The sequence below is a fragment of the Hymenobacter lapidiphilus genome, assembly GCF_003417065.2.
GTDB lineage: Bacteria > Bacteroidota > Bacteroidia > Cytophagales > Hymenobacteraceae > Hymenobacter.
The window spans coordinates 102774-125611 of the sequence record NZ_QVLT01000007.1 but is presented as its reverse complement, the minus strand read 5'-3'; the positions used below and the strand labels follow the sequence as shown (position 1 = coordinate 125611).

General features: G+C 60.0%; 22 protein-coding genes. 15 read left to right on the top strand and 7 right to left on the bottom strand.

Features of this window, described 5'->3' with window-relative positions; translation table 11 throughout:
- Positions 1-163: 163 nt before the first annotated feature.
- Positions 164-1585, bottom strand: coding sequence for a dicarboxylate/amino acid:cation symporter (locus D0N36_RS06195; protein ID WP_116940540.1), 1422 nt, complete (start codon positions 1583-1585; stop codon positions 164-166).
- 147 nt (positions 1586-1732) lie between these two features.
- Between D0N36_RS06195 and D0N36_RS06190 the strand changes: the two genes are divergently transcribed.
- Positions 1733-2776, top strand: a complete 1044-nt coding sequence (locus D0N36_RS06190; RefSeq protein WP_116940539.1) for a dipeptide epimerase — start codon at positions 1733-1735, stop codon at positions 2774-2776.
- Between the two features lie 111 nt (positions 2777-2887).
- On the opposite strand, the gene D0N36_RS06185 is transcribed toward D0N36_RS06190, so the two are convergent.
- Positions 2888-3460, bottom strand: coding sequence for a DUF6799 domain-containing protein (locus D0N36_RS06185; RefSeq protein WP_116940538.1), 573 nt, complete (start codon positions 3458-3460; stop codon positions 2888-2890).
- A gap of 168 nt (positions 3461-3628) precedes the next feature.
- Here D0N36_RS06185 and D0N36_RS06180 point away from each other — a divergent pair, with 168 nt between their 5' ends.
- Both D0N36_RS06180 and D0N36_RS06175 read left to right on the top strand, forming a co-directional pair.
- On the top strand, positions 3629-4078 hold the full coding sequence (locus D0N36_RS06180) for a MarR family winged helix-turn-helix transcriptional regulator (RefSeq protein WP_116940537.1): 450 nt from the start codon (positions 3629-3631) through the stop codon (positions 4076-4078).
- Between the two features lie 50 nt (positions 4079-4128).
- On the top strand, positions 4129-4770 hold the full coding sequence (locus tag D0N36_RS06175) for a YceI family protein (RefSeq protein WP_116940536.1): 642 nt from the start codon (positions 4129-4131) through the stop codon (positions 4768-4770).
- Between the two features lie 99 nt (positions 4771-4869).
- Here the strand turns inward: D0N36_RS06175 and D0N36_RS06170 are convergent, their stop codons facing one another.
- Positions 4870-5568, bottom strand: a complete 699-nt coding sequence (locus D0N36_RS06170) for a hypothetical protein (RefSeq protein ID WP_116940535.1) — start codon at positions 5566-5568, stop codon at positions 4870-4872.
- Between the two features lie 171 nt (positions 5569-5739).
- Positions 5740-6297, bottom strand: a complete 558-nt coding sequence (locus D0N36_RS06165) for a hypothetical protein (RefSeq protein ID WP_116940534.1) — start codon at positions 6295-6297, stop codon at positions 5740-5742.
- A gap of 194 nt (positions 6298-6491) precedes the next feature.
- Between D0N36_RS06165 and D0N36_RS06160 the strand changes: the two genes are divergently transcribed.
- From D0N36_RS06160 to D0N36_RS06140, 5 genes are all read left to right on the top strand, one after another.
- Positions 6492-6773 (top strand): ATP-dependent Clp protease adaptor ClpS, encoded by a 282-nt coding sequence (locus D0N36_RS06160; protein WP_116940533.1) that lies wholly within the window; start codon positions 6492-6494, stop codon positions 6771-6773.
- Positions 6774-6858: 85 nt separating this feature from the next.
- Positions 6859-7473 (top strand): recombination mediator RecR, encoded by a 615-nt coding sequence (gene recR / locus D0N36_RS06155; RefSeq protein ID WP_116940532.1) that lies wholly within the window; start codon positions 6859-6861, stop codon positions 7471-7473.
- A gap of 130 nt (positions 7474-7603) precedes the next feature.
- Entirely contained in the window at positions 7604-9607 is a 2004-nt protein-coding gene (locus D0N36_RS06150; protein WP_116940531.1) for a glycosyltransferase family 2 protein, read from the top strand.
- Positions 9608-9798: 191 nt separating this feature from the next.
- A complete protein-coding gene (locus D0N36_RS06145) occupies positions 9799-11025 on the top strand; it encodes a pyridoxal phosphate-dependent aminotransferase (RefSeq protein ID WP_116940530.1) in 1227 nt (408 codons plus the stop codon).
- 128 nt (positions 11026-11153) lie between these two features.
- Entirely contained in the window at positions 11154-12170 is a 1017-nt protein-coding gene (locus tag D0N36_RS06140; RefSeq protein ID WP_116940529.1) for a bifunctional heptose 7-phosphate kinase/heptose 1-phosphate adenyltransferase, read from the top strand.
- A 201-nt stretch (positions 12171-12371) separates the two neighbouring features.
- Here D0N36_RS06140 and D0N36_RS06135 read toward each other — a convergent pair whose 3' ends face one another.
- The 3 genes from D0N36_RS06135 to D0N36_RS06125 form a co-directional block, all read right to left on the bottom strand.
- Positions 12372-13817: a DUF6056 family protein gene (locus tag D0N36_RS06135; RefSeq protein ID WP_116940528.1), complete on the bottom strand. Its 1446-nt coding sequence runs from the start codon at positions 13815-13817 to the stop codon at positions 12372-12374.
- A gap of 161 nt (positions 13818-13978) precedes the next feature.
- Complete coding sequence (hemE, locus tag D0N36_RS06130) at positions 13979-15013, bottom strand: uroporphyrinogen decarboxylase (RefSeq protein ID WP_116940527.1); 1035 nt, start codon at positions 15011-15013, stop codon at positions 13979-13981.
- Between the two features lie 101 nt (positions 15014-15114).
- On the bottom strand, positions 15115-15732 hold the full coding sequence (locus D0N36_RS06125) for a MarC family protein (protein ID WP_116940526.1): 618 nt from the start codon (positions 15730-15732) through the stop codon (positions 15115-15117).
- Positions 15733-15909: 177 nt separating this feature from the next.
- On the opposite strand from D0N36_RS06125, the gene D0N36_RS06120 reads away from it, so the two are divergent.
- From D0N36_RS06120 to D0N36_RS06095, 7 genes are all read left to right on the top strand, one after another.
- The gene (locus D0N36_RS06120; RefSeq protein ID WP_190242544.1) at positions 15910-17061 is read left to right on the top strand and encodes an endonuclease/exonuclease/phosphatase family protein; all 1152 of its coding nucleotides are present in this window, start codon (positions 15910-15912) and stop codon (positions 17059-17061) included.
- Positions 17062-17099: 38 nt separating this feature from the next.
- Entirely contained in the window at positions 17100-17309 is a 210-nt protein-coding gene (locus tag D0N36_RS19520; RefSeq protein ID WP_242478819.1) for a DEAD/DEAH box helicase, read from the top strand.
- Positions 17297-19024 carry a RecQ family ATP-dependent DNA helicase gene (locus D0N36_RS06115; RefSeq protein WP_242478818.1) on the top strand — a complete coding sequence of 576 codons (1728 nt, stop codon included), beginning with the start codon at positions 17297-17299 and terminating at the stop codon, positions 19022-19024. Before D0N36_RS19520 ends, D0N36_RS06115 begins: the two co-directional genes overlap by 13 nt.
- A gap of 97 nt (positions 19025-19121) precedes the next feature.
- The gene (gene murI, locus D0N36_RS06110) at positions 19122-19958 is read left to right on the top strand and encodes a glutamate racemase (RefSeq protein ID WP_116940524.1); all 837 of its coding nucleotides are present in this window, start codon (positions 19122-19124) and stop codon (positions 19956-19958) included.
- A gap of 191 nt (positions 19959-20149) precedes the next feature.
- Entirely contained in the window at positions 20150-20683 is a 534-nt protein-coding gene (locus tag D0N36_RS06105) for a CsgE family curli-type amyloid fiber assembly protein (RefSeq protein ID WP_200793380.1), read from the top strand.
- 48 nt (positions 20684-20731) lie between these two features.
- The gene (locus D0N36_RS06100; protein ID WP_116940522.1) at positions 20732-21157 is read left to right on the top strand and encodes a curli production assembly/transport component CsgF; all 426 of its coding nucleotides are present in this window, start codon (positions 20732-20734) and stop codon (positions 21155-21157) included.
- Between the two features lie 108 nt (positions 21158-21265).
- Positions 21266-22684: a CsgG/HfaB family protein gene (locus tag D0N36_RS06095; RefSeq protein ID WP_116940521.1), complete on the top strand. Its 1419-nt coding sequence runs from the start codon at positions 21266-21268 to the stop codon at positions 22682-22684.
- The last annotated feature ends 154 nt before the right edge of the window (positions 22685-22838 follow it).

The window sequence follows — 22838 nt, the reverse complement described above, 5'->3', positions numbered from 1 at the left end:
AAAATGGAACTGCTTCCGGATAATTCTGCTACTTCCACTTTTTGGACAAAAAAGTGCCCCACCGGTATAGAACCGGCGGGGCACTTTGGGGTAAATCAGAACGTCATGCATCAGATGCTCTGAATGACGCTCTTCTACTAACCACTAACCACTAACCACTAACCTAGTGCCCGTGCTGTAGCAGAGCGCTGTCGGTTTCGGCCAGGTCGTCAACCGGGTCGGGGGCTACGTAGTTGTCGATGAATTCGCCTTCCCAGCGGGCTACTACGGCCGAGGCCAGGCAGTTACCGGCTACGTTTACGGCCGTGCGGGCCATGTCCATAAGGGCATCGATACCGAGGATGATGAATACCGGCCAGGCCGGTAGGTTGAACGAAGCCACCGTGGCCAGCAGAATGACAAGCGATGCACGGGGCACCCCGGCCACGCCTTTGCTGGTGAGCATGAGCGTGAACACCATCACCAGCTGCTGGCCCCAGGTGAGGTCGACGCCCGCCGCCTGGGCCACGAACACGGCTGCCAGCGAGAGGTAAAGTGTAGTGCCATCGAGGTTGAACGAGTAGCCTGTGGGCATCACAAAGGCTACAATGCGGCGCGGTACGCCCACGCTTTCCATAGCTTCCATGGCCCGCGGCAAAGCGGCTTCCGACGAAGTAGTGGCAAACGCAATGCTCACCGGCTCGGCAATGGCCTTCACGATGCGCATAACGGGCAGGCGCGCAATCAGGGCCACGGGCAGCAGCACCACCAGCACGAACACAATGAGCGCCCCATAGAGCGTGAGCAGCAGCTGAAACGCATTAAACAGCGGCGCAAAGCCCATTTTACCCACCGTGTAAGCAATGGCCCCGCCCACGCCGATGGGGGCGAAGTACATCACTATGTTGGTGAACTTGAACATCACCTCCGACAGGCTTTCGGTAATCGTAATCATGGGCTGGCGGTGGCGCTGGTGCACCATGGCCAGGCCCACGGCAAAAATGAGGGCGAATATCACCACCTGCAGCACCTCGCCATTGGCCACCGATTTGGCAATGTTTTCGGGGAAGATGTGCAGGATAATGTCGCTGGTGCTCTGCTCCACGGTTTGCAGCTGCTCCACGTCGGCCGCAATGCCGGTGCGGTCGATGCCGGCGCCGGCCTTGGTCAGGTTGATGGCGGCTAGACCGATGAAGAGAGCGAAAGTGGTAACCACTTCGAAGTACACCAGCGCCTTGATGCCCATGCGGCCCACCTGCTTGAGGTCGGCGTGGCCGGCAATACCCACGACGAGCGTGGCAAAAACCAGTGGCGCAATAATAGTTTTAACAAGGCGCAGGAAAATGTCGCTTAGCACCTTCAGGTTCACGGCCACGTCGGGGTAGTCGTTGCCTATCTCAGCGCCGATAAACATGCTGATGACGATCCAGAACGTGAGGGAGCGGCGTTTCCAGGCGGCCCAGGTGAGGGCTACCAGAAACAGCCAGCGGGCGGCCAGCGCTACTCTGGGGTCAAGCAGAGGCGGGGTGCGGGCGGCCAGTACTGTGAGGCCGGCAGCCAGCGCGAACAAGACGAGAACCAGAAGAGTGAGTCGGGATATTTTCATGCGGTGTAGGGGCGCGGGGTGCGCCCGCCGGTTTGGTGGGAGTAGTGATGGAGCGCCGTAATTGTTGCTGCCCGCAAAAGCAGCATCCGACAAATATAGGCGGCCCGGCCGGAGAACCGCGGCCGAACCCTTAGCTTCGACCGCGGCTTGCCCACCATCCGGCCGTTCTGCCCCATGCTCACCTGGACGCTCACGCCTCTTGCACTACCGTTGCGCTTCACCTGGAAAATTGCCCGCAACGCCTCCACCACCAAAACCAACCTGCTGCTGCAAGTGGCCGGCGGTGGCTACACCGGCCGTGGCGAGGCGGCTCCCAACATTCGCTACCACGAAACGCCCGAGGGCCTGCAACAGGAGTTTGCGCAGCTGCAGGCCGCTGGCCTGGGCCACTGCGAAACCCTGGCCGAGCTAACCGATTTCCTGACCCAACACCAACCCGCCGCCGCACTCCGCTTCGGCCTTGAGTCGGCCTTTATACACCGTGAGGCGGCCCGGCGGGGGCTGGCCGTACCCGATCTGCTGGGCGTGCCTGCTCCGGCCGGGCCGGTGCCCACGGCTGCCACGCTGCCCATCATGGAGCCGGGAGAGGTAGCCGGTTTTATGCGCGAGCAGGACCTGAGCCGGTTTTCGCTGCTGAAAATTAAAGTGAATCGCGACGGCGCCCTCGACCTGCTGCGCGAGGTAACGCGCCTGCTGCCCGGCCACCCGCTCATCATCGATGGTAACGAAGCCTGGCCCGACACCGATAGCCTGCGCCAAAGCTGGGAGCATATTGAGCGGTTGCCCGGCCTGCGCGTGCGCCTGCTCGAACAGCCGCTGCCCGCCACCTGCGCCGCCGACTACCGCGCCCTCAAAGGCCAACTCGGCTGCCCCGTTTTCGCCGACGAGTCGGTAACCGACGGGGCTGACTTCGCCGATATTGCCCGCCAGTTCGATGGCGTGAACATGAAGCTGATGAAGGCCGGCGGCTACCTCAACGGCCTGCGCATACTGCGGGAAACCCGCGCCCAAGGCCTGCAAACCATGCTCGGCTGCATGGTCGAAACCTCGCTCGGCATCTGGTCGGCCCTGCAGATAAGCGCCCTGGCCGACGTGTGCGACCTCGACGGCTTCCTAATTGTACGCGACGAGCCCTTCGGGATGGTGAGAGAGGAGAACGGACTGCTGGTTGACTCTGCGAAGAAAGCGTAAGCAGAACGTCATTCAGAGCGAAGCGAAGAATCTCGCGTACCGAAGTAATCCTGATGTAGGAAATTACTTCGGCACGCGAGATTCTTCGCTTCGCTCTGAATGACGTTCTGCTTACTTCAGCTTGGCATCAATGGCTTGAATCTGGCTGTCCAGCGCCGAAGTGTCGGCGGTTTTTCCACCGCTGCTGAGCAGGCTGATTTTCTGGTTGAGCAAACCTATTTTCTGCGCCATGAGTCCGATTTTGTCGTTCATCTCGTTCAGGCGGGTCTCCATGGCGGCGGCGTTGCCGGGGGCCGGGCGCGGATCAGTGTAGGTGCTGAACTCGGCCGTGGTGGGTACCGAGTTGTCGCCACGGGCTTGGGCGGCACTAGCCGGCGAGCCAAACACGATGTCGCCGTTGGGCCGCACGTAGTCGCCCGCTTTAAGCGTGGTGATTTTACCGCCGGGCAACTCCACAATGCCGCTCTTGTAGTTGATTTTGGTGCCGTTTCTCAGCAACACGTTCTTGCTGAGCGTCGTGGCGCGCTGGCCCTTCATGAGCACAACTTCGCCGTTCTGGAGCATGAAACGGTCGGAGGGTGAGGTTTCAACGGGGCCGGCTACTTCGGTAGCGGGCCGCGACTGAGCGTACAGGGCCGGGGCGGCGGCCAGAGTCAGCAGTAGGGCGCAAAATATTTTTTTCATGGGGTAGCAAGTTAAGTCGAAGAATGCAGCTACTTACGGCATTCCGATAGTTGCGTTGGGCTGGCCGGCCCGGTTGTTGCCCGCCTGCCCAAACAAGGGGAGGAACTGCGGTTGGATATTAAATGTATGTACATATATTTGCAGCCAGTTCTGCCTTTTCCATTGCCCATGAAGATTGAGGACGAAATCAAGCAGGCCGCTTTCCGCAACGACCACCAGAAGGCGCACGTCAATCTGATTTTTACGGCTAACTGGCTGCAGCAGCAGCAAAGCGGCTTTTTCAAGCAGTTCGGCCTCACGCTGCCCCAGTTCAACATCCTGCGCATTCTGCGCGGCCAGCACCCCAAGCCTGCCACCGTCAACTTGCTTATCGAGCGCATGCTCGACAAAACCAGCAACGCCTCGCGCATTGTTGATAAGCTGGAGGCAAAGGAGTTGGTAACGCGCTGCGTGTGCCCCAGCAACCGCCGCGCCGTCGATATCCGCATCAGCGACGCCGGTCTGGAACTGCTCGTTCGCCTCGATGCGGCCATGGACGACCAGCGGTTCGGGGTGCAGAACCTTGCGCCTGCTGAAGCGGCCCAGCTTAGTAGCCTGCTCGATAAAATCCGCGACTAGCGGTAGTCTTCCGCCTCACACGTACTCTTTTTACCTCTCTGTTTTTTGTCATGAAAAAGTTCTTCCTGCCTGCCTTGCTGGCCGCCTCGCTGCTGGCTGCTGCCCCAGCCTCGGCCCAGAAAAAAACCAACGCCACTTCGACCAAAACGGCCGCCTCGGCCGCCTTCGAGCTTCAGCCTCAGCTAAGCACGTTGGGCTGGGAAGGTAAAAAAGTAACCGGCGCCCATAACGGTACCATGCAGTTCCAGAGCGGCAACATTGCCGTGCGCGGAAGCCAGGTAGTGGGCGGCAAGTTTATCGTTGATATGAACTCGCTGAAAGTGGAGGATATAAAGGATGCCGACTCCAACGGCAAGCTGATGGGCCACCTGCGCTCCGATGATTTCTTCAGCATCGACAAGAACGCCACCTCCACCTTCACCATTACCAGCATCACGCCGCTGCGGGGCGACGCCAAGGGCAACAACTCCACCGTGGCCGGCGACCTCACCATAAAGGGCATCACCCAGCGCATCAGTTTCCCGGCCAAAACCGGCGTGAAGGGCGGTGTGGCCTCGGCTACCGGCGTGGCTGTCATCGACCGCACCAAATTCGATATCAAGTACGGCTCCAAATCGTTCTTCGAAAGCATTGGCGACAAAGCCATCATGGACGAGTTCACGCTCAGCTTCAACGTAATTGCCAAGAAGTAAAGTAGTGCTTCGAGCTTAGGCTACGGAGCTTAGGCACGCTACACAAAAGGCCCCGCAACGGTTGTTGCGGGCTTTTGTGTAGCGTGCCTAAGCTAAAATTTACTGCCCGCTGGCATTGGGCACAACCGCCGGGGCCGGAGCAGTGGCCGGAGCGGTGGCCGCGCTATTGCGAAGCGTGAGCTTGAGAGGAGCCACGTTAGTTTCGCGCAGGGCCACGATGCCGTACACGGTTTCGCCGGGCTGCAGCACCTTGTTGGTCAGGTCGTAGCGGGCCAGCTCGTTGCGCATGTTTTTGTTGGCCGCACTGGCCCCCAGCATGTTGCCGCCGGCAATGAATGGACCAGTAGGAATGAAGGTTCGATTATCTTCCGTTATCTGGCCATTTACAGTAGTGTAGGTGCCAACATTGAAGTTCAGCAGCACATACAGCAGATAAATGGCCACACCCTGTTTCAGATCCTGAGATGCCTGCATGGAGGAAACTGGCTGAATGGGCCGGTCGCCGAAGGTCAGTTCCAAGTCGCGGGAGAAGTTGAACTCGTTAGCCGTGTTGTTGCGCAGTTGTACGGCCACAATCTGGTAGCCGCGCTTGCGCTCCTTCTTCACGTACTTTTTGTTGGCCCCGTTGGTAAGTAGCGCGCTGTAGCGGTAGCTGAAATCCACGGCAGCACCGGCCGGGCCGGCCGGCTGGTATGAGGTAATTCGCTCGGGCTGGATGGCGTGGTAGCCACCGGCGCAGCCAGACAGCAAAACGGCGGCCGACAGAACGGCCGCCACTTGGGTAAAGGGTTTTCGCATATGAATACGATGAGAATGATAGGATCAGAATACCACACCTTGATATTCCAACCAAATGTATAAGGCAACAGAACGGTTTTCTGTTAGCGAATGCTAAAGTTTATATTTTTTGTTAGCTCAGTATATAACTTTTTATAAGCTGCCTAATCAGGCTCATTTACCGAACCGATATTAGTCGGCCAATACCAGCTCGCGGGGTAGCTCGAACTTGAGGCTGCGGCTCTTGCTGCGGGCATGCAGTTGGGCCAGGAAGTCGTCGATGTCGGCTTTGTATTCGAGCCAGAGGTCTTCGTGCAGGTTTTTCTGTACCAGCTGCGTGGTGCGGCCCGCCAACCGGGCCGTAGCCGTAAAGAAGCCCGCATAGGGGCTTTCGAACTGACCGGTGTAGTTCTCGAAAATGTGGCGCAGCGTGTACAGGTTCAGGTCGATTTCCAGACGCTTGTCCTTGGTAATGCGTCGGGCGCGGGCCACTTCCTTCACGGCCTTACCCAGGGCTTTGGTAAGGCTGCGGTTGAGCAGCCGCCCGGTAGCGCCCACTGCAAACAGCTCGTGTATTTGGTCGGAGGCCTGTTCGTACACCGTGGCCGCGTCCACGTCGGGCAGCAACTCGAAGCAGAGCGTATCGTAGAGCTCGGCGTCGCGGCGGGCCGCCCGCAGTAGCAGGGCTTCCTTTTCCTTCTCGGAAAGCTGTTTGAGGGCGCGCTTGAAATCGGCGGACGGAACGGGCATTGGTTTCAATTAAAAAAATAAAATTGACGAATTAAAAGTTGCCGAGGCCTTCGCAGGAGCCACAAAACCTCTGCGGAGGCTTCGTCGATACTCTTTTACGGAACCCGGAAACGAATCGGCGTGCCGCCCTGTTATACCCGGCTGCCAAGGGCGTAGTAGCCAGTTTTCTGGCCGGTTTTTCGTATTTTTGTGCCATGAACAGCAACCCGCTAATCGAGTACGACGAGGACGTTCTGCTCCTGGAAAAGACGACTGATGTGCGCGACCTCATCGTGTACAACGACGACCATAATACCTTCGACCACGTTATCAAAACCCTGGTCGACGTGTGCGGGCACCAGCCCGAGCAGGCCGAGCAATGCACGCTGCTTATCCATTACAAAGGCCAGTGCACCGTCAAGCACGGCAGCTACGACGAGTTGGCCGGCATGTGCACCGCCATCCACGACCGTGGCATTTCGGCCGACATACTCTAATTTGAGCTGACAGCTAATAGCTGATAGCTTTCTGCGGGAGTAGAGGGCGAAAAAGGCTAACAGATTTCAGCTAATAGCGAACTACATGGAGTTTCCTTCCAAGCTAATTGAAAACGCCGTCGGGGAGCTCTCGAAGCTGCCGGGGGTGGGTAAGAAGACGGCCCTGCGGCTGGTCCTGCACCTACTGAAGGCCGAAACCGATATCACGGCCTCGCTGGCCGAGGCGCTGGCCAAAATGCGCTTCGAGATTCGCTACTGCGACACTTGCCACAATATTTCCGACACGGCCGAGTGCGCCATTTGCGCCAACCACCTGCGCGACCAGAGCACGGTGTGCGTGGTGTCCGACATCCGCGACGTAATTGCCATCGAAAACACGGCCCAGTATCAGGGCATGTACCACGTGCTGGGCGGCGTCATTTCGCCCATTGAAGGCATTGGCCCCGGCGACCTCAACATCGACTCGCTGCTGGAGCGCGTCACGCGCGAGGGCACCGAAATCCGGGAAGTAATCCTGGCCATCAGCCCCACGATGGAAGGCGACACCACGGCCTTTTACCTCTCGCGCAAGCTGCGCGACCAGCCCGAGCTGCATCTCAGCACCATCGCCCGCGGCATCCCGATGGGCGGCGAGCTGGAGTACGCCGACGAAATCACCCTCGGCCGCAGCATTATCGACCGCCAGCGCCAGGCGCTTTGATTGGATAAGGGATAAAAGGATGGGGGATGAAGGACTTCACATGTAGTCTTTCGTCCCCCATCCTTTTATCCCTTCCTCCAAACTCCCTTCTGCGTAACTTTCGCTGCCCTCACCGCCGACGCTCCGCTCCGTGCCGCCCGAAGAAGTTGCCCTGTCCGTCATTATCGTCAACTACAACGTCTGCTACTTTCTGGAGCAGGCGCTGCTGTCGGTGCGGCGGGCGGGCGAGAAGCTGGGCCGGCCGCTGGAGGTATTTGTGGTCGATAACAACTCGGTGGACGGCTCGGTGGCCATGGTACGGGCCCGGTTTCCGGAGGTTATCCTCATCGCCAACCACGACAACCCGGGCTTCGCGAAGGCTAACAACCAGGCCCTGCGCGTAGCCAAGGGCGAATACGTGCTGCTGCTCAACCCCGATACGGTGGTGGAGGAAGACACCTTCCGGCTGTGTTGCGAGTTCATGGACCAGCACCCGCGCTGCGGCGGGCTGGGCGTGAAAATGCTCGACGGACAGGGCCGGTTTCTGCCCGAAAGCAAGCGCGGCCTGCCCACGCCGGCCGTGGCCTTTTATAAGATATTCGGGCTGGCGCGGCTGTTTCCGAAGTCGCGGCGCTTCGGCCGCTACCACCTGGGCTTCCTCAGCCCCGACGAAACCCACGAAATCGAGGTGCTCAGCGGGGCCTTTATGCTCATGCGCCAAGCAGCGTTGGCCGAGGTGGGGCTGCTGGATGAGGACTACTTTATGTACGGCGAGGACATCGACCTCTCGTACCGGCTCAGGCAGGGCGGCTGGCAGAATTTCTACTATCCCGGCACCCGCATCATCCACTATAAGGGTGAGAGCACGAAGCGCACGAGCGTCAACTACGTGTTCGTATTTTACCGGGCGATGGTGATTTTTGCCCGCAAGCACTTCGCTCCCGGGCGGGCGGGCACGTTTTCGGTGCTGATAAACGCGGCCATCTGGCTGCGGGCGGGTGCGGCGGTGGCCCAGCGGCTGCTGCTGCGCGCCGCCCCGGTGCTGCTCGACGCCGGCCTGATTTACGCGGGCATGTACGTGCTCAAAACATACTGGGAGCTGAACCACAAGTACGTGCGCGAGCCCTACCCCGAGCAGTATATGCTGGTGGCGGTGCCCGCTTATATTGCCGTGTGGCTGGGTTCCGCCTTCCTGAGTGGGGCCTACGACCGGCCGTTCCGGGCCGGACGGTTGGTGCGCGGCATCGTGGTGGGCACGCTGCTGATTTCGGCCCTGAGTAACTTTCTGGATGCCTGGCGCTTCTCGAAGGCCCTGATTCTGCTGGGCGGAGTGTGGGCCGTGGCGGCGCTGCTGCTGCGCCGGGCGGCGGGCAACTTCGTGCGCTACCGCCGCTTCGGCCTGAGTGAGAGTCAGCAGAAAAACGTGGGCATCGTGGGCTCGGCCGAGGAAAGCCGCCGGGTGCGCCAGCTGCTGGAGCAGGCCGCCGTGCCGGCCCGCGTCATCGGCTACATTGAGCCCGCTGCCACCGTTTCGGCTGCCGCTGAAATTACCGCGCCGCCGCCCGACGATTTGCTGGGGGAATTGCGTCAGCTGGAAGACATTATCCGCATCTACGGGCTCGATGAACTGGTTTTCTGTGGTCGCGACCTGCCCGCCAGCCAGATTATCGGACTGATGGCCGGCTTGCCCCAGCACCCGCCGGTAGCCTTCAAAATCCTGCCCCCCGGCAGCCAGTACATCATCGGCAGCTCCGGTAAAGATTCGCCCGGCGACTATTACGCCCTCGACATCACACTCAACCTGTTCCGCCCCGAACAGGTGCGCAACAAGCGCCTGCTCGACATCCTCAGTAGCCTGTTGCTGTTGGTGCTGAGCCCGGTGCTGGTGTGGTTTGCGCAGCGCAAAGCCGGTTTCCTGCGCAACTGCCTGCGGGTGCTGGTGGGCTCGCGCACCTGGGTGGGCCTGCGCCATGCCGCCGCGCCCCAAACCGCGGCCCGCGCCATCCTCTCGCCCGCCGATGCCGTGCGCGCCGCCGCCCCGCTCACCGAAACCACCCGCCGCCGCCTGGAGCTGCTCTACGCCAAAGACTACCACCCCGCCACCGACTGGCGCATTATGGCCCAGTGCCTGCGCCAGCTGGGCCGGGAGGAGTAGGAAAGAACGTGTCATGCTGAGCGAAGGCGGAGCGGAGCCGAAGCATCTCTACCGCAATGCTAAACCTGTCGGCTGATTGGCGTTGCAACGAAGCGGTAGAGATACTTCGGCTCCGGCTCCGCCTTCGCTCAGCATGACGTTCTAGCTTGCCAGTTCTACCTTTACCTTTCCACCCAAATCAAGCCCCGATTATGTCTGCAGCTGCTGCCACCGACCGTGCCCCGCTTGTTCTCTCCGACCGCATCAATGCCATGCAGGAGTCGCAAACCATTGCCATGGCCAAGAAGGCCCGGGCGCTGGCGGCCGAGGGCGTCGATGTAATTAGCCTGAGCTTTGGAGAACCTGATTTTCAGACACCCCAGTACATCAAGGACGCCGCCAAGCAGGCGCTGGATGAGGGCTACACCTTCTACACGCCGGTACCTGGCTACCCAGAGCTTCGGCAGGCTATCTGCGACAAGTTCCGGCGCGACAACCAGCTGGACTACCTGCCCGAGAACATCGTGGTGAGCACCGGCGCCAAGCAGGCGCTGGCCAACGTGGTGCTCAGCTTGATTAATCCGGGCGATGAAGTGCTGGTGTTTTCGCCTTATTGGGTGAGCTACGAGGAGATGGTGCGGCTGGCCGACGGCGTGAGCGTGCCGCTGACTGGCGCCTTGGAAAACGACTACAAGGTGACGGCCGCGCAGGTGGAGGCTGCCATTACGCCCCGCACCCGGCTTATCATGTATTCTTCGCCCTGCAACCCCACCGGGGCCGTTTTCAGCCGCGAAGAGCTGGCCGCGCTGGCCGCCGTGGTGGCCCGCCATCCCCACATTCATGTGCTGGCCGACGAAATTTACGAATACATCAACTTCGTGGGTGAGCACGTGAGCCTGGCGCAGTTTGAGGAGGTAAAAGACCAGGTGATTACCGTCAACGGCTTCTCGAAGGGGTACGCCATGACCGGCTGGCGGGTGGGCTACCTGGCCGCCCGGCGCGAAATTGCCGCCGCCTGCGAGAAAATCCAGAGCCAGATTACCTCCGGCACCTGCTCGATTGCCCAACGAGCCAGCATTGCGGCCCTGGAGGGCGGCCGCGCCTCAGCCGACGAAATGGTAGCCGCTTACCGCCGCCGCCGCGACCTGGTGCTGGAGTTGGTGAAGGATATTCCTGGCTTCCGCACCAACGTACCCAGCGGCGCCTTCTACCTGTTCCCCGAGGTAAGCGGCTGCTTCGGCCGCACCACAGCCACCGGCGAAACCATTGCTACGGCCGCCGACCTGGCCATGTATCTGCTCAACGATGCCCACGTGGCCGCCGTCGATGGGGCCGCCTTCGGAGCCCCCGACTGCCTGCGCTTCAGTACTGCCGCCGCCGATGATAAGCTCCGCGAGGCTTTCGAGCGGATCAAGGTTTCGTTGGCCAAGCTGAAGTGAGGCTGTAGCGCGAAGCTCCAGCTTCGCGTGTCATTGCTGACTCCCAAAGGACACCGTTCAACGATACGCGAAGCTGGAGCTTCGCGCTACAGCCTATCTTTGCGGCTTCTTACCAGATTCTGTTTTTGATGCCCGCTACTGCCCTGCCGCCCGCCTCGCTGCCCGACTTGTTTGCCGCTTTCAACCAGCTGACCGTGCTTATCGTGGGCGATGTGATGCTCGACGCCTACGTGTGGGGCCGCTCGGTGCGGCTCTCGCCCGAGGCTCCGGTGCCGGTCGTGAACGTGAGCCGCACTGAGCAGCGCCTGGGCGGGGCCGCCAACGTGGCGCTCAACGTGCAGGCGCTGGGGGCCACGCCGCTGCTGTGCGCCCTGATTGGAGAAGACACGGGCGGCGACCAGCTGCTGGAAAGGCTGGCAATAAACGGGCTATCGGCCGAGGGAATCGTGCGCTCCGGCACCCGCCCCACTACGGTTAAGCAGCGTATCCTGGCCCAGGGCCAGCAGCTGCTGCGCATCGACTCGGAAGTGGAAACCGACCTCGACGCCACCGAAAACGAAGCCCTGACGGCCCGTTTCGTGCAGCTGCTAACGCGGGCTGATGTGGTGATTTTCGAGGATTACGACAAGGGCGTGCTCACCGAAAACAACATCCGCCACTTCATCGGCCTGGCCCGCGAGCGGGGCGTGCCCACGGTGGTCGACCCCAAGAAGAAGAACTTTCTGGCTTACCAGCACTGCACCCTGTTCAAACCCAATCTGAAGGAGTTGCGCGAGGGCCTCAAGCTCGAATTCGGCGACCCGACCACCGACCGGGCCGGTTTCGAGGCGGCCGTGGCCCGGCTACGCGAGCTGCTACAGCCCGATACGGTGCTTGTTACGCTGTCGGAACACGGCGTATTTGCCCAGCAAGCCGGGCAGAAAACCTACTTGCCGGCTCACCTGCGCACTATCTCCGACGTATCGGGTGCCGGCGACACGGTTATCAGCATCGCCGCCCTGTGCGTGGCCCTGAGCCTGCCGGTTGCGGCCACTGCCGCGCTGGCCAACCTGGGCGGCGGCCTCGTTTGCGAGCAGGTGGGCGTGGTGCCTATTGAGAAGCAGAAGCTGCTAACCGAAGCGGATGAAGTAGCGCTTAGCTGGTAGTGAGTAGAAACATGCCCGCATTCTCGCTTGATGCGCGACGTGCTCGAAAGACGGAATAGGTTCAGTAAACTTTCAACCGATTGGAAGCTGAACATCGCCGTCGATGCTTCTTGGTTGGGAAAGCAGTGTTGCTGCTGGGAGCAGACCCATTTTGGCCGCGACAAAGGCGGCTGCAGAGCTAGCAAGCGCGCTCAGTAAAATTTAACGGAGCAGAATAAGCGGGGCCGCAACGCGCACGGAATCGAGGCCGAACCACGTCGCCAGCCGGGTGTTGATGCCGTAAGCTGGATCTTCTGATATACCGATAGGGGGCATAATTATCTGCCGGTTGATGAGCGTTGGCTGCGGCGGAAGCGTTAGCTGGCCGTGCGGCACCCGGCCCGCCCGTTGCAGCGCCGCGAAGCGAGACTGCCATTGGCGGGCAAATGCCGGCGCTTCGTACCGTAAGTCCAGGTAGGCGTGGCTGCTGGCCGTAAACACTATTATGAACAGCACGCCGCCTACCAGCCCGCGTATCGCGGCCGGTAAGGGCATGATTACCGTGGGGAGAGCTGGCAGGCTGGCCCAGCCGGCAACTAGCCACCCCAGTAGCCACCACCACAGTATGATGTTAGTCGCCCGCGGAATGAGTGGTACGCGTGACCACGTCAGGGCGTAAGGTAGTGTGCCCAACACCACGCCAGCTATGAGTACCGCCGCACTGAGCAGCAGCGGTATTCGCAGGCCCGGCGGCCGGGCCGGCGCTACCTGGGCCGCTATTGGGCGCAATAGCAATACGAAGGCCGGAATCACAAGGAAAGCAGGGCTGGTGAATAAATAGCGCAGTAGGACATTCACGCGGGCCAGCCCTTCCCAAAAGGAGCTTATCGGCCGCAAGGAGTTGTCCAGGGTCAAACGCGAAACGTTACCGGGGGCGAAAACTGCTACCGCGCCGGCAACAGCCAGCAAAGTTCCCAGTGCCACCCACACGCGGGCGCTGGCCCACTGCCGGCGCCATAGGCTCAGCCCGGTTCCTAGTGCTATTATTAAGAATAATAGTATGATAGTCAGTTCATTGGAACCGGCAACGGCGACCGTGCCCAACCCGCACAGCAGGCCCCAGGTAAGCCGTTGCCCGCGGCTTTGGGCCCGCTGAAAACGGTCGACGGTGAGCGGTACCAAAAGCAGCAGCCACGCTGGAACATGGTATACCACTACTTCGGTGAAATAGTAAAGCGCCGAAAATGTGGAAGGGACTATGCTACTGTAAACCAACGCCAGGCCCGCCGCCAGCAGGCCGGCATCGCGGCAGCGTAGCTGCCGCCCGGTTAGTAGGCGTATCGCGGCATACAGGACTGCTATCCGTAGCAGCTGGCCGATAACGGCGGTCAACTGTACTCCTCGCAGCCAGCGGTGGTTTAATGGGTTCCCGACCAGTTGCAGCCAATTGGTAAAGTAGCGGCCCGACCAATTGGTAAATAATTGCTTTTGGGCACCCCAGAACCCGTAAGCTTCAACATCTGAAGTGAACGAGAAATCATCGGAGTACGGCTGGTTGTAATAACACAGCAGTAGCAGCGGCAGCAAGCCCAACCCCACGCCAGTTGCCAGTAGCCCCCACCAGTTTCGCGCCACCCAGCGTACCAAACGCGAATCCAAGAGTTGCACGGCAGTAGTCGGGTGAGAGTAAAATAGATAATGCTGGTAACAGTGCTGGTCTGGCCACGCTGTTTGCGCTGCTTGATCGTAGGCTGGTTTTAAGGATGTCGCAGCCTGATTCGAGGTGTTGGCTTGGTGTAAAAGGAGTATTTGTTCACAAGCAACTTGCGTTAGCCGCGCATTCTGGTGCTGTACTCCTTCACCGTTTCAATGAAAACCTTCACATTATCGGGATTGGTGTCGGGATAGACGCCGTGGCCGAGGTTGGCAATGTGGCGCTGGGGGCCGAACCTATCGAGCATGGCTTTGGTGGCGGCCTGCACTTGGGCAGGCGTGCCGTAGAGGGCGCAGGGGTCGAGGTTGCCCTGTAGGGTTTTGTCGCCTACCAGCGGGCGCACGGTGCGCGGGTCCTGGTTCCAGTCGAGGCCTATCGTGCGGCAGGGCAGGGCGGCAAAATCTTCCATGGCCCAGAAGGCGCCTTTAGCAAATACGGTAACCGGCACGTTGGGCAGCGCGGCGCAGATTTCGGCAATGTAGCGCTGGCTGAACTCCGCATAATGCGCGGGCGGCAGGATGCCGGCCCAGGAGTCGAACACCTGAATAAGGTTGGCGCCGGCCGTTACCTGGGCCTGCAGGTAGGCAATGGTGGTGGCCGTGATTTTGCGCAGCAGCTCGTGGGCCAGTTCCGGGTTCTGGTAAAGCATCCCGCGAGCCTTGCTGAAGGTTTTCGAGCCGTGGCCCTCCACCATGTAGGCCAGAATAGTCCAGGGGGCGCCGGCAAAGCCGATGAGCGGTACCCGGCCGTTGAGCGCGCGCTTGGTGACGCGCAGCGCCTCGAGTACGTAGCCCAGGTGCTCCTCGGGGTCAGCCACACGCATCCGGGCTACATCAGCGGCCGTTTTTATGGTTTCAGGAAACAGCGGACCTTTGGCTTCCACCATCTCGTAGGTCAGGCCCATGGCTTCGGGCACTACCAGAATATCGGAGAAGATGATGGCGGCGTCCACGTCGAGCGCATCGACAGGCTGGATAGTGACCTCGGCGGCCAGCTCGGGCGTTTCTACCAGTTCCTTGAAGCCGCTGAGCCGGCCTCGCAGCGCGCGGTACTGGGGCAAAATGCGGCCCGCTTGGCGCATAAGCCACACAGGAGTACGTTCGGTTTCTTCGCCGCGGGCGGCACGCAGGAGCAGGTCGTTTTTGAGCATGTTTTTAAGCTGTTAGCTGAGAGCTATCAACTGATAGCTCTCGTTCAATGAATTCAGCAAGGCTGTATTTGGAGCAAAAGCTATCAACTAATAGCTAACCGCTAAGAAACAAACAGGGCCTTGATGGCCGTCATGATGAAGTTTACGCCGATGGCCAGCGTGATGAAGCCCATGATGCGGGCCAGCGCCGCCAGGCCCGGCCGGCCCAGGAAGCGCGTGAGCCGCAACGACGACATGAGGATGATATAGACGGCCAGTGCCACCAGCACGAAGCCGACGAAAATAAGCCCCATATCAAAATACGTGAGCTTATTGGTGTAAAGGCTGATGCAGACGGCAATAGCGCCGGGGCCCGAGAGCATGGGCATGGCCAGGGGCGTGAAGCTAATATCGTCCTTCTCGCGGCTGGCCTCAATGGTTTCCTCCGATACCTTGCTGCGGTTGCCGCCGGGTGTGAGCAAATCGAAAGCCGAGCGCATAAGCAGGATGCCGCCCGCAATGCGCAAATGGTGAATATTGATGCCGAAAAAGTTGAGCACATACTGGCCCGCAAAAAACGATACCGACAGTACCGCCAGCACCGACAGGCAGGCCTTCAGGCCGATGTTGGCGCGCTCGGCCGGCGTGTCGCTTTCGGTCAGGGACAGAAACACCGGCATGGCCCCGAACGGATTAACCACGGAGAACAGAGTAGTAAACGTGGCAAGCAGAATATCCATAGGTGCGGGCAGGGTATGGCCGGCAAAGGTACGAGCCTTTGTGGCACGAACACGGGGAAAATCCTACTTTTAGCGAAAACAACTCCTTGGCGGTGGGTGCGTAAAGCCCTGTTGCAGCTTTACACCACGTCCGGAGAGCAGCCAAATGGCTTCTTTCTTATCCCAACTCCTTGTCTAGTGCCCCACTTCGACGATTTTACCTGGCACACGCTGGCACAGGCCTTGGTGCTGCTGCTGGCTGCCGCCGCCCTTATTGCTACCCTGCTGCCGCTGATGCGCCAGACGATCTGGTGGATTCGTGTTTTCGATTTTCCGCGTTTGCAGATTGTGGGCGTGCTGCTACTGGTACTGGTGGCGGGCGTGCTGCTGGGCTGGCACCAACCTGCCGCAGACACTTACTGGATGCCGGCACTGCTGGCGAGCGTGGCGCTGGCTACCGGCTACCAGGCGTTCCGAATTCTGCCCTATACACCGCTGGCCGGCAAACATGTAGGTGATAGTACCCGCACCGATGGTGAAGGCCATCTGAGTTTGGTGATGATGAACGTGCTGCAGTACAACAAGCAGAGCGACAAGGCTTTGAAGGTGCTGCAAGAGGCTGATGCTGATGTTATTATGGCGGTGGAAACCGACGAGTGGTGGCATCAGCAGCTGAAGCCCATGGAGAAAACCCACCCCTACACCTGCCACGAGCCGCTCGACAACACCTACGGCCTGCTGTTTTTCTCACGCTTGCCCCTCGACGGCTGCGAAATCAAATACCTTATCGACGACGACGTGCCCAGCGTGCACACCAAAGTGCAGCTGCCCGACGGCCGTACGTGGGTACGCGTGTACGGGCTGCACCCCAAGCCCCCGGCTCCTGCCGAGTCGGAAACCAGTACCCGCCGCGACGCCGAGCTACTGCTGGTAGGCCGCGAGTTGGAAGAGCGCGACGAGCCGACCATTGTGTTTGGTGACATGAATGATGTGGCCTGGTCGCACACCTCCGAGTTGTTCCGGCGCATCAGCGGGCTGCTCGACCCACGGGTGGGCCGCGGCCTGATGCCCACTTTCCACGCCGAATACCAGCTGTTGCGCTGGCCCCTCGACCATGTATTCGTTTCGCCCCACTTCAAAGTTGATGAGATGGAGCGGCTGCCCTACGTGGGCTCCGACCACTTTCCCATCTACATCAAGCTGAGCTTTGAGCCCCAGGATAAAGCGGAGCAGGAGAAGAACCTCGAGGAAGCAGATGCGGCTGACAAGCAGGAGGCTGTGGAGAAGATTCAGGAGGGTAAGCAGGAAGAACGGGAGGAAGAAGCCCAGGAGGCAGGCGTTAGGGCGTAGTTGTTAAGCTCTACAAGCCCGTCGTGTACCTTTGCCGCATGCCCGAGCAAGCTACCGACGATATTCTGCACGTACTGCGCCAGACCTGGGGGCATACCCGGTTTCGGCCGCTGCAGGAAGATATCATCCGGGCAGTGCTGGCCGGGCACGACACGCTGGCGCTGCTGCCCACCGGCGGCGGCAAGAGTATCTGCTTCCAGGTGCCTGCGCTGGCCGGCCGGGACTGTGCCTGGTGGTGTCGCCGCTGATTGCGCTGATGAAGGACCAGGTGGAAAACCTGCGCCAGCGCGGCGTGAAGGCTGAAGCTGTGTATGCCGGCATGAGCCACCAGGAAATCGACCAGACCCTCGACAACTGCGTGTACGGGCCGGTGAAGTTCCTGTACGTGAGCCCCGAGCGCCTGCTGACGGATATGTTCCGGGTTCGGGTGGCGAAGATGAAGGTGAGTCTGCTGGCTATTGACGAGGCGCACTGCGTGTCGCAGTGGGGCTACGATTTCCGGCCGCCCTACCTGCGCATTGCCGAGCTGCGCGAGCTGCTGCCGGGCGTGCCTTGCATTGCCCTCACGGCCACTGCTACTGAGCAGGTGCGCCAGGATATTGTGGAGAAGCTGGTTTTTGGCAGCACCCACCGCGTGTTTCAGCAGAGCTTTGCCCGGCCCAACCTCTCGTACTCGGTGCTCGAAACCGAGGATAAGTTCCGGCGGATGCTGGAGGTGGTGCGCGGGGTGGGAGCCGACAAAACGAGCATCGTGTACGCCCGCACCCGTCGCCAGACCGAAGACGCCGCCGCCTACCTGCAGCAGCAGCGTCTGTCGGCCGCCGCCTACCACGCCGGCTTGCCCTCCGACCAGCGCACCCGCGTGCAACAGGACTGGATGCAGAATAAAACCCGCTGCATTGTGGCCACCAACGCGTTCGGTATGGGCATTGACAAGCCCGACGTGCGCCTGGTGGTGCATCTGGAAGCTCCCGATAACCTGGAAGCCTACTATCAGGAAGCCGGCCGTGCCGGCCGCGACGAGAAATACGCCTTTGCCGTGCTGCTCACCGGGCCCGCCGACGCCGACGAGCTGCGCCGCCGCACTCGCCTGAGCTATCCGCCGCTTGATACGGTGCGCCGCGTGTACCAGGCGCTGGCCAACTTCTCGCGCACGGCCGTGGGCGGCGGCGAGCTGGTGGCCTTCGATTTCGATTTGCAGCAGTTTGCCGAAACCTACCGCATCAAGGCCCTCGACGCCCACAACAGCCTGCGCACGTTGGCCCGCGAAGGGTTTGTGCAGCTCAACGAAGCCGTCAACGACCCCGCCCGGGTTCACATTCCCATCGACCATACCGACCTCTACCGCTTCCAGGTGGCCAACGTGCAGCACGACCAGCTCATCAAGAGCCTGCTGCGCCTGCATGGGGGCGAGCTGTTTGCCGGTTTTCAGCGGATTTCGGAGAACAGCTTGGCCCAGTACCTGCGCCTGAGCGTGGTGGAGCTGCGCAAGATGCTGGTGTTCCTGCACCGCTCGGGCATCATTCAGTTCCAGCCCCGTCACGAGTCGCCCCAGGCCCTGTTCACCACCCCGCGCCACGACGCCGACAAGCTGCCGCTCGACCAGAAGCGCCTGACCCGGCAGCGCGAGCTGGCTACCCACAAAACCGACTCGGTTATCCGCTACGCCACCGGAGGCCGCTGCCGCCAGCAGCTGCTACTGGAGTATTTCGGCGAGCTGGACGCGCCTGCCTGCGGCGTATGCGACTTCTGCCTGGCCCGTAAAAAAGCCCGCCAGGAAGCCACCCCGCTGCCCGAGCTCCGCGCCCAGCTGCTGGAGCTAGTGAAGGCCACTCCCCAAACGCCCCGCGAAGTGCTCACCCATTACGCTCCCGGCCAAGCCTCCGCCATCACGGCCCTACTGCGCGACCTGGTAGAGCTGGGCGAACTGCGCTACATGGCCGATGGGCGGTTGAGCGGGTAGGAGGGAAGGTATTTGCAGCTTATTTTTCCATTTCTAGAAAATAAGCTGCAAAAAGGGTCTTCGAAAAGCCAAGAGCTGCTCCTTACCTTCGCCATCCATGAAACTTCCGACCTCTCCCCCCGACTTAGCCACCCGACCCATTGGCGTATTCGACAGCGGCATTGGCGGCCTGACGGTGGCGCGGGCCGTGGCCCAGGTGCTACCCCATGAGCGGCTGGTATACTTCGGCGACACGGCCCACTTGCCCTACGGCGACAAAAGTACGGCTGCCATCCAGGCCTACGCCGTGAAGATCTGCGACTTGTTGCTACGCCAGCAATGCAAGGTTATTCTTATTGCCTGCAACTCGGCCTCGGCGGCCGCCTACGAGCTGGTGCGCGAGTACGTGGGGTCCAAGGCCCAGGTATTGAATGTTATCGACCCCATTGTGGCGCACGTCGGGCGGCAGTACGCGGGCCGCACGGTGGGCCTGATTGGCACCAAGCAAACGGTAAATAGCAACGTATATAAGAAGAAGGTTGACGACCTCGACGCCGGCGTAGATTTACGTAGCCTGGCCACCCCGCTGCTGGCTCCCATGATTGAGGAAGGTTTCTTTAATGACACCATTGCCAGTAACGTCATTGAAACCTACCTCTCCAACCCCGCGCTGGAAGGGGTGGAGGCGCTGGTGCTGGCCTGCACGCACTACCCCCTTATAAAGGAGCAGATTGCCGAATTCTACCAGGGCCGCACCGAAGTGCTCGACGCCTCCGACGTGGTGGCCCAGCATGTGCGGCAATACCTGGAAAGTCGGCAGCTACTAGCTCCCGCGGTTGCCGCGCCGCCCCGCCACCACTTCTACGTATCTGATTTTACCCGCTCATTCGAGGAGAGCACCCGCATTTTCTTCGGCCAGGAAGTGAATTTGGAGCATTATCCGCTGTGGGAGTAGGAGTTTATAAAGTGCATTCTAACGCTAAACAAAATTAGTCATATTCATATAGTAAATACTTATATTTAGGCACCGAAAGGGAGAACCAGGTGGTTTGGCCCTTGCGCTTGTTGCTCTTATGCTCGGGCGGTGCTATGATATATTCGGCTGATTTCTGGCGAAGATGGGGCTGTTGGCTGTTGCCATGCCTGTTGCTGCTGGCTCCGGCCGCTCTGGCGCAGGGCGTACGGCAGCCGCCGGCCCGCGTGAAGCAGCAGGGCAGCCCCGCTCCGGCCCAGGCCCCTACCAACGAAAGCAAAGCAAACCCACTTACCCCCAAACAGCTGGAGGAAGCCCTGCGGCTACTACTCCAGGTAACGGCCGACTCGACCAATACCGGAAAATTCCAGCGTGGGTTTGAAGTCGACGGCCTCATCGTTGATGAAACCATTACTAAATTGGGGCGTGACTTCTATAGCCTGTTTTTCAACACGTTCGAGGCTCCGGCCGGCTCGGGCGACTACGTGGTAACCATTACCGAGAAGCCGGCCCGGAGCACCAGTATTCTGGTTACGGTAGCCGTCAACAACACCGATTTGCTCGAAATGCCGCTCCAGCCGAATGAGGAATACATTGAAGCTGCTGCCAGCGAAGCTGTGGGGACTGTCACGCAGCACCTCATCGAAAACAACCGTCTGGGCAACGAACTGGAACAGGGCAACAGCCAGCCTCTGGAAGTTTATTAGCACTGTCCTGCCCTACCTCTCCCGTCTTCCCTCCTAACCTGTTCCACCATGAAATACTTGTACTGCTCTTTTCTCGCGCTGCTGCTGGCCTTGGTAGCTGCACCAGCTGCCAGCGCCCAGGATTTTATATACGAACCTGTCAACCCCAACTTCGGGGGTAATCCATTCAACTACTCGTCTCTACTGAGCGCAGCCACTGCCCAGGATACCTTTAAAGACCCCGACGCCGCTCAGGCCCGGACTGTAGAGGATCCGCTCACGAATTTTACTGCTAACCTCAACCGCCAGATCCTGAGTCAGCTTACTGACCGCTTCATCAGCGACCAGTTTGGCCGTGGCACGGTAAAGGCCGGTAGCTACGCGGTGGGTGGCTACCAGATCCAGGTAACGCCTGGTTCCAATGGCGTTGTCATTGTTATTTCTGACCCCGCCACCGGCAACCAGACCACTGTCACCATTCCCAATCTGCCTTAGCCAGTTGGCGAAGTGTCGGTGTCGGGCCTCAGGGCCCGGCTGCCTGCCTTATGTGTTCCCAGCGTTTCTTCCTCTCTTCTTCCCTTCGACAATAGTCGCTGCCTGTCTATGAATACTGCTACCGCACGTTCCTTTGCCTATGCCTTGTGCTTGCTGACCGGAATACTGCTGGCTGCCTGCAGCCCCTATTTTCATCAGCCATTCAGTCCCGAGCGGGCCCGAATGGGAGCCGAGGTGAATGGTAACGCTGATATGCTCAGGCTGCCGGCGGCTAAGTCCCGCACAGTGGTAGCGGTGTATAAATTTCGCGACCAGACTGGCCAGTATAAGCCTCAAGCCAATGGTTCCAGCTTCTCGACAGCTATTACCCAGGGCACAACTACCATTTTGCTGCGGGCGCTCGAAGAGTCGGGCTGGTTTGATCCCATCGAGCGCGAAAACCTGGGCAACCTGCTGAACGAGCGTAAAATTATTCGCTCCACCCGTGCCGAGTTCACCGAGCAGACCGGTGTGAAGCAGCCCGTACTGCCGCCCCTTTTGTTCGCGGGCGTGATGTTGGAGGGTGGTATAATTTCCTACGATGCCAACATGCTAACCGGTGGAGCCGGGCTACGCTACTTTGGCACTGGCGCCTCAGGCCAGTATCGCCAAGACCGCGTGACGGTGTATCTACGGGCCATCAGCACCAGCAATGGCCGCATTCTGCGCACCGTGTACACTTCCAAAACCATTCTGTCGCAGCAAATTCAGGGCAGCCTGTTCCGCTTCGTTAGTTTTAAGCGCCTGATGGAAGCCGAAACAGGCTTCACCTATAATGAGCCAAGTGAAATGGCGATTAAAGAGGCCATCGAAAAAGCCGTACAGGCCCTAATTTACGAAGGTATTCAGGATGGGCTCTGGCTCCCCAAGGACTCAACCGAAGCTACGGGCCCCAAAATGCTGCAGTACGTAAGCGAGCGGGAATACGGCAAGTTCTACGATGTACTGGGCCGGCAGGTGCTGGACCGCAAGAAGGCGCTGCTGGCCACCGTTTCGGCCGGGGGCCAGCGCTACGCCGGCGACTTTGCCTCGCCCCGCATTACGGCTATTACGCAGTTGCAGGTGGCATATCAGCCCGCAGGCGGTTTTCTCAACCCCTACGTTGCTGTTGGGCAGAGCCGACTGGCCGCCCGCCAGTTTTTCGATCAGAAATTCTACTTTACCGAAGCAGGCGTGATGATGCGCGTGTTGCCTACCGACCGCTTTACGCCCTACCTTCAGTTGGGTGGTGGTGTAACTACCAGTGGCAACAGTCTGTCCACGGTTGGAGCGTCCAGTCGGTTTACACCTCATGTTTCGGCCGGTGCCGGTCTCGAGTATCAATTCAGCTTAAACTGGAGCATGATTGGTGGAGTGGATAGCCGCCTGTTTCTGCGCGACGACATTGACGGCGCTGATGTTGGGCGCTACAACGACAATAGTGTCGGGGTCCGGCTTGGTATCACCTACCAACTAAGCGCCCGCCGAAAAAGCCCGGCGGCCAAATAACCATCCTGTAAAAGCACTGTTGCCGCCACTAGTAGCGGCAACAGTGCTTTTACAGGATGGTTGTTCGTGGCTGCACTGCCTGGGCGAAACCATATTGTTGTAATAAAGGCACAAACAGACTCGAATGACGTGACATAGCAATCTTCAGCAAAGG

Coding starts and splice junctions, on each gene's coding strand:
- D0N36_RS06195 (WP_116940540.1), bottom strand. CDS start 1,585: ATGAAAATATCCCGACTCACTCTTCTGGTTCTCGTCTTGTTCGCGCTG.
- D0N36_RS06185 (WP_116940538.1), bottom strand. CDS start 3,460: ATGAAAAAAATATTTTGCGCCCTACTGCTGACTCTGGCCGCCGCCCCG.
- D0N36_RS06180 (WP_116940537.1), top strand. CDS start 3,629: ATGAAGATTGAGGACGAAATCAAGCAGGCCGCTTTCCGCAACGACCAC.
- D0N36_RS06175 (WP_116940536.1), top strand. CDS start 4,129: ATGAAAAAGTTCTTCCTGCCTGCCTTGCTGGCCGCCTCGCTGCTGGCT.
- D0N36_RS06170 (WP_116940535.1), bottom strand. CDS start 5,568: ATGCGAAAACCCTTTACCCAAGTGGCGGCCGTTCTGTCGGCCGCCGTT.
- D0N36_RS06165 (WP_116940534.1), bottom strand. CDS start 6,297: ATGCCCGTTCCGTCCGCCGATTTCAAGCGCGCCCTCAAACAGCTTTCC.
- D0N36_RS06160 (WP_116940533.1), top strand. CDS start 6,492: ATGAACAGCAACCCGCTAATCGAGTACGACGAGGACGTTCTGCTCCTG.
- recR (WP_116940532.1), top strand. CDS start 6,859: ATGGAGTTTCCTTCCAAGCTAATTGAAAACGCCGTCGGGGAGCTCTCG.
- D0N36_RS06145 (WP_116940530.1), top strand. CDS start 9,799: ATGTCTGCAGCTGCTGCCACCGACCGTGCCCCGCTTGTTCTCTCCGAC.
- D0N36_RS06140 (WP_116940529.1), top strand. CDS start 11,154: ATGCCCGCTACTGCCCTGCCGCCCGCCTCGCTGCCCGACTTGTTTGCC.
- hemE (WP_116940527.1), bottom strand. CDS start 15,013: ATGCTCAAAAACGACCTGCTCCTGCGTGCCGCCCGCGGCGAAGAAACC.
- D0N36_RS06125 (WP_116940526.1), bottom strand. CDS start 15,732: ATGGATATTCTGCTTGCCACGTTTACTACTCTGTTCTCCGTGGTTAAT.
- D0N36_RS19520 (WP_242478819.1), top strand. CDS start 17,100: ATGCCCGAGCAAGCTACCGACGATATTCTGCACGTACTGCGCCAGACC.
- murI (WP_116940524.1), top strand. CDS start 19,122: ATGAAACTTCCGACCTCTCCCCCCGACTTAGCCACCCGACCCATTGGC.
- D0N36_RS06100 (WP_116940522.1), top strand. CDS start 20,732: ATGAAATACTTGTACTGCTCTTTTCTCGCGCTGCTGCTGGCCTTGGTA.
- D0N36_RS06095 (WP_116940521.1), top strand. CDS start 21,266: ATGAATACTGCTACCGCACGTTCCTTTGCCTATGCCTTGTGCTTGCTG.